General features: G+C 42.2%; 5 protein-coding genes. All 5 read left to right on the top strand.

Features of this window, described 5'->3' with window-relative positions; translation table 11 throughout:
- Nucleotides 1-147 (top strand): bluetail domain-containing putative surface protein (locus IM456_RS15195; RefSeq protein WP_502845899.1); only part of this gene is annotated, 147 nt, incomplete at its 5' end.
- Nucleotides 148-292: 145 nt separating this feature from the next.
- The gene (locus tag IM456_RS15200; protein WP_287692430.1) at nucleotides 293-418 is read left to right on the top strand and encodes a hypothetical protein; all 126 of its coding nucleotides are present in this window, start codon (nucleotides 293-295) and stop codon (nucleotides 416-418) included.
- 780 nt (nucleotides 419-1,198) lie between these two features.
- The gene (gene ppk1, locus IM456_RS15205) at nucleotides 1,199-3,367 is read left to right on the top strand and encodes a polyphosphate kinase 1 (RefSeq protein WP_149988070.1); all 2,169 of its coding nucleotides are present in this window, start codon (nucleotides 1,199-1,201) and stop codon (nucleotides 3,365-3,367) included.
- Between the two features lie 585 nt (nucleotides 3,368-3,952).
- The gene (locus IM456_RS15210) at nucleotides 3,953-4,084 is read left to right on the top strand and encodes a hypothetical protein (protein ID WP_256378258.1); all 132 of its coding nucleotides are present in this window, start codon (nucleotides 3,953-3,955) and stop codon (nucleotides 4,082-4,084) included.
- A 106-nt stretch (nucleotides 4,085-4,190) separates the two neighbouring features.
- Nucleotides 4,191-4,435: hypothetical protein (locus IM456_RS15215; RefSeq protein WP_002797524.1), on the top strand; the 245-nt coding region annotated here is incomplete at its 3' end.

The raw sequence follows: 4,435 nt of genomic DNA on the forward strand, positions 1-4,435 counted from the left end.
AGCGGTGCGATAGCTGGAACTTACCTCGTTATTAATGATAGCGCGGCTGGCTTCCAATCCAGCAATGATTTATTAATAAATATCACCGGATTTACTGGCACTTTACCAGCTTTAGGGAACATTCCAGTGGGTAATTTCTTTGTTTAATTAAGTAGGCGTAGGGTGCGTTAGGCGGCTATCAATTCCGTCAAAAAACCAAAATTAACAAGCCGCCGTAACGCACCAACTCTATTATTAAATCGGTGCGTTACGCTATTGCGCTTCACCCCCTAGGAGTAAGCAGACAACTCAAATGAACCCAACAACCGCCAATTATGATGAACCCTGGAAAGAAGCATTAAGTCACCTAGAAAACGGGTTTCTCGGAGAAACCCGTTTTCTGGACTTTAAGAAAAATAAGTTGGATTTAAAGTTTTAAGGATTAAAGTTTGGTAAGTAGGGAGGCACAATTATTTGTAGGATGGGTTAGCGGTAGCATAACATAATCGGGCGTTGGGTTTCATGCTTCAACCCAACCTACGTTCATTTTATATTTAATTCCACCCACCCACTTAAGTTTATTGACAAAGAGAAGCTGTCAATCAATATTGACGAATTAATTATAAGTATCAAAAATCATTCTCAGAAACTGTCCTTAGACAAACAGCAAATTAAACAGGATTTATCGGACGCACTCTGTAAAGTTTTCGGTACATGGAATGCTACTGATGTTAAAAAAGAAGACTTGGAAAGAGACTTAAGATTAGCTTATGAGTTATCTTATTTTTATCAAACACAAACATATCAACTAATGGTCAATTGGCAATCTAATCATCATCCTTATCAAATATTCTGATTTGGCTTATTGCCTTAAGTTTGAGATGATATATTTAACAAATCGGCTCGACTTTGTGTTATAATCAAAGCAAGGCTTTAAAGACGATATTCTCAGCAAATTATGCCTATTGTTCTTCCTGGCACTCTAATTTCACTGAAAGATTAATTTAACCTTGATCTGTCGGGATTGATTTCTTAACCTTTTAATAAATTGATTTTTTCCCCAGTCAGGCTAGAATCAGTAGGATTAGCATCCAAGATAATCGGGGTAACTTTGGTTAATCTGGGGCAGTGTAGCCTAAAAAAACGCCCAAAATAGTCAAATTTAGGCTGAAGTGGCTTCTTACTAACTGTTTAATCTATTATTTAGGTATTAGACTCTATGGCTAAAGCTCCTAGCGTAACTTCCGAAATCGATCTTAAAGATTCGCAATATTACTTTAACCGAGAATTAAGCTGGTTAGAATTTAATCATCGCGTGCTTTATGAGGCACTTGATCCTCGGACTCCCCTACTAGAAAGATTAAAATTTACCGCTATTTTTTGTGCCAATCTCGACGAATTTTTTATGGTACGGGTGGCAGTTCTTAAACAACAGGTAGAGGCAAATGTAGCCGTTTTAAGTGCCGATGGCCGGACTGCCTCGGAACAGCTAACCGAGATAAGTAAACGTCTGCGTCCCCTTGTGCAACAGCAGGATCATCTTTTTGAACACACCCTGAAAAACCTGTTAGTAGAACAGGGAATTCATCTGATTAACTATGTGGATTTACATCAAGAACAGCGCAATTATCTCCATGATTACTTTGAACAAAATATTTTCCCCGTTTTAACTCCTCTAGCGGTGGATCCTAGTCATCCTTTTCCCTATATTTCTAATCTTAGTCTCAATTTAGCCGTAGTCGTTCGCGATCCCGACACCGATAAAGAACTATTTGCCAGGGTGAAAGTACCGCAGGTTTTCCCCCGTTTTCTGGCATTACCCAAGGAATTACGCCACCAAGACGGAAAAGCTTCGATTTGGACGGGAGTACCCCTTGAACAGGTGGTAATGCACAATTTAGAGGCACTTTTCCCCAGCATGATCATTCAAGAATGTTATCCTTTTCGGGTGACGCGCAACGCCGATATCTCCGTCGAAGAAGATGAGGCCGATGATTTATTATTAGCGATCGAGGAAGAAGTACGCAAGCGCCGCATCGGTAAATCGGCAGTACGTCTGGAAATTCACAGTTCTACCCCTAGCAATATTAAAAACCGGATCATGCGCGATCTCGGACTTGAGGAGATCGATGTTTACGATGTGGATGGACTGCTGGGACACAAAGATTTATTTTATTTTATGTCTTTACCCTGTCCCGAACTGAAAGATCCGCCTTGGAATCCTGTCACCCCACCGGTTTTACAGGGATTGCGAGAAATAGTTGACGGTAACGAAGACGGGATCCTAGAACAGGATGGCGAAGATATTTTTACTTTAATTCGCAATAACGATATTCTCGTTCATCACCCTTACCATTCCTTTAGTGCCTCAGTACAACAGTTTATCGCCCAGGCTGCCCATGATGCCCATGTTTTAGCGATTAAAATGACTTTGTATCGTACTTCCGGAGATTCCCCGATTGTCAATTCCCTGATTGCGGCGGCGGAAAATGGTAAACAGGTAGCGGCGTTAGTGGAACTAAAAGCCCGCTTTGATGAGGAAAATAACATTACTTGGGCGAAAAAGCTCGAACAAGCCGGAGTTCACGTTGTTTATGGCTTAGTTGGTCTAAAAACCCATACGAAAGTGGTTCTCGTGGTCAGAAAAGAAGGGGATAAAATCCGTCGTTATTTCCATATTGGCACGGGTAATTATAACCCAAAAACGGCTAAATTATACACTGATTTGGGTTTACTTAGCTGTCGCGAGGATTTGGGGGCAGATATCACTGATTTATTTAACTTTCTGACCGGATACTCCCGTCAGCAATCCTATCGCAAACTTTTAATTGCTCCGGTGAGTTTGCGAAAACGGATGTTAGCAATGATCGAGCGCGAGGCCAAAAACTGTAAAAATGGCGGTACGGGGCGCATTGTCGCAAAAATGAACTCTATTGTCGATAAACCGATTATAGAAGCCTTATACGCCGCTTCTCGTGCTGGCGTGCAGATTGACTTAATTATTCGTGGGATCTGTTGTTTACGGCCCGGATTGCCGGAAGTGAGCGAAAATATCCGAGTAATTAGCATTATCGGCCGCTTTTTGGAACATTCCCGCATTTTTTACTTCTACAATGGTGGTCAGGAGGAGGTTTATATTGGTAGCGCCGATTGGATGACGCGGAACCTGACTCGTCGCGTGGAAGCAGTGACACCCATCGATGAACCAGCGATCGCCAAGGAACTGGAAGAAATTCTCGGCATCATGTTGTCAGATAACCGGCAAGCATGGGAATTACAATCCGACGGCAGTTATATTCAGCGTCGTGCTGCCAACCAGGGACAGGAAAGCAGTACCCATGTAATTTTAATGGACAAGGCCTTTAAATCTGCGGGTATTAGTCCATAGGAACAGTTATCAGTTATCAGTTATCAACATTTTTCGCGGGTTAGACACAATGGCTGAAAATCTAGAGTTTTCGTTGAGGTGCGTCGATGCCTTGTCCAGTAAGGCTTTGAGCCTCATGACCGAGGTGACTATTGAAAATTATTATTAATTATGGCTTATTTTTCAGTATCCCACGAAAAATTGCTGTACAATCCTTGCACAGCTTAGTTTTGCCAAGCTAGTCTTGCTTCCAATTCGTGAAGCGTATGAATGGAAACCACTCATTTGTTGGCTAAGTCCGTTGAAATTCTGGGCTATACTTGCTTCCAATTCGTGAAGCGTATGAATGGAAACACCTCGAAGGTCAAAGTTTGATTGCGTGTCGTCGCTTCAACTTGCTTCCAATTCGTGAAGCGTCTGGATGGAAAAACGAAAGTTACCTGGCTGCGACAACACATATAATGAAAACGTCGATCGAGTCAATTAAAAAAAATTCCCAGGCGAGCTTGCTTCTAATTCGTGAAGCGTGTGAATGGAAACAATGTGTAGGGTTAATTCATGAATTAACCCTACAATTTTTTTACTTCCAATTAGTGAAGCCTCTGAATGGAAACATACCCAAACAACATCCGTCCGCTACAATATTTCTCGGATAATGCCCCTAACGTAGGGGTGGGGATTGTCCTAGCGGGAAAACCCCACCCCTACCCTAGCGGCGATCTAGCTATTTCCTCCTAGAAGAGGCTAAACACAAGGACGCTGAGTGCCTTTTTGTTAATCTATTGCCGATATTTCACGGGAACTATTTGTTAGGATCGAAAAATCTTTACGTTCAGCTACAACCATGAGCGTTCTTGTCAAACCCTCTAGCCTGATTCCCAAAGGATTGCGGGTACAACAGATTAATAATCTCACCCTATTCAAATTTACAGATGAACTGGGCGATCAGATGCAGACGCTTCTTGACAAGAAAAAAGCTGATGATCTCACCCCGGAGGAAGTCCTTGAGCTAGAAGCGATTGGCGAACTCGACCAAATTTTCAGCTACATCAACGCTGTCATTGCCGCCAGAGTAAATGGTCATTCCTA

Source organism: Microcystis sp. M079S1 (genome assembly GCF_020246425.1).
GTDB classification, from domain to species: Bacteria; Cyanobacteriota; Cyanobacteriia; order Cyanobacteriales; family Microcystaceae; genus Microcystis; species Microcystis aeruginosa.

Bases quoted from the DNA above. Each gene is read 5' to 3' on its own strand.
- ppk1 (WP_149988070.1), top strand. From the start codon at position 1,199: ATGGCTAAAGCTCCTAGCGTAACTTCCGAAATCGATCTTAAAGATTCG.
- IM456_RS15210 (WP_256378258.1), top strand. From the start codon at position 3,953: ATGGAAACATACCCAAACAACATCCGTCCGCTACAATATTTCTCGGAT.
- IM456_RS15200 (WP_287692430.1), top strand. From the start codon at position 293: ATGAACCCAACAACCGCCAATTATGATGAACCCTGGAAAGAAGCATTA.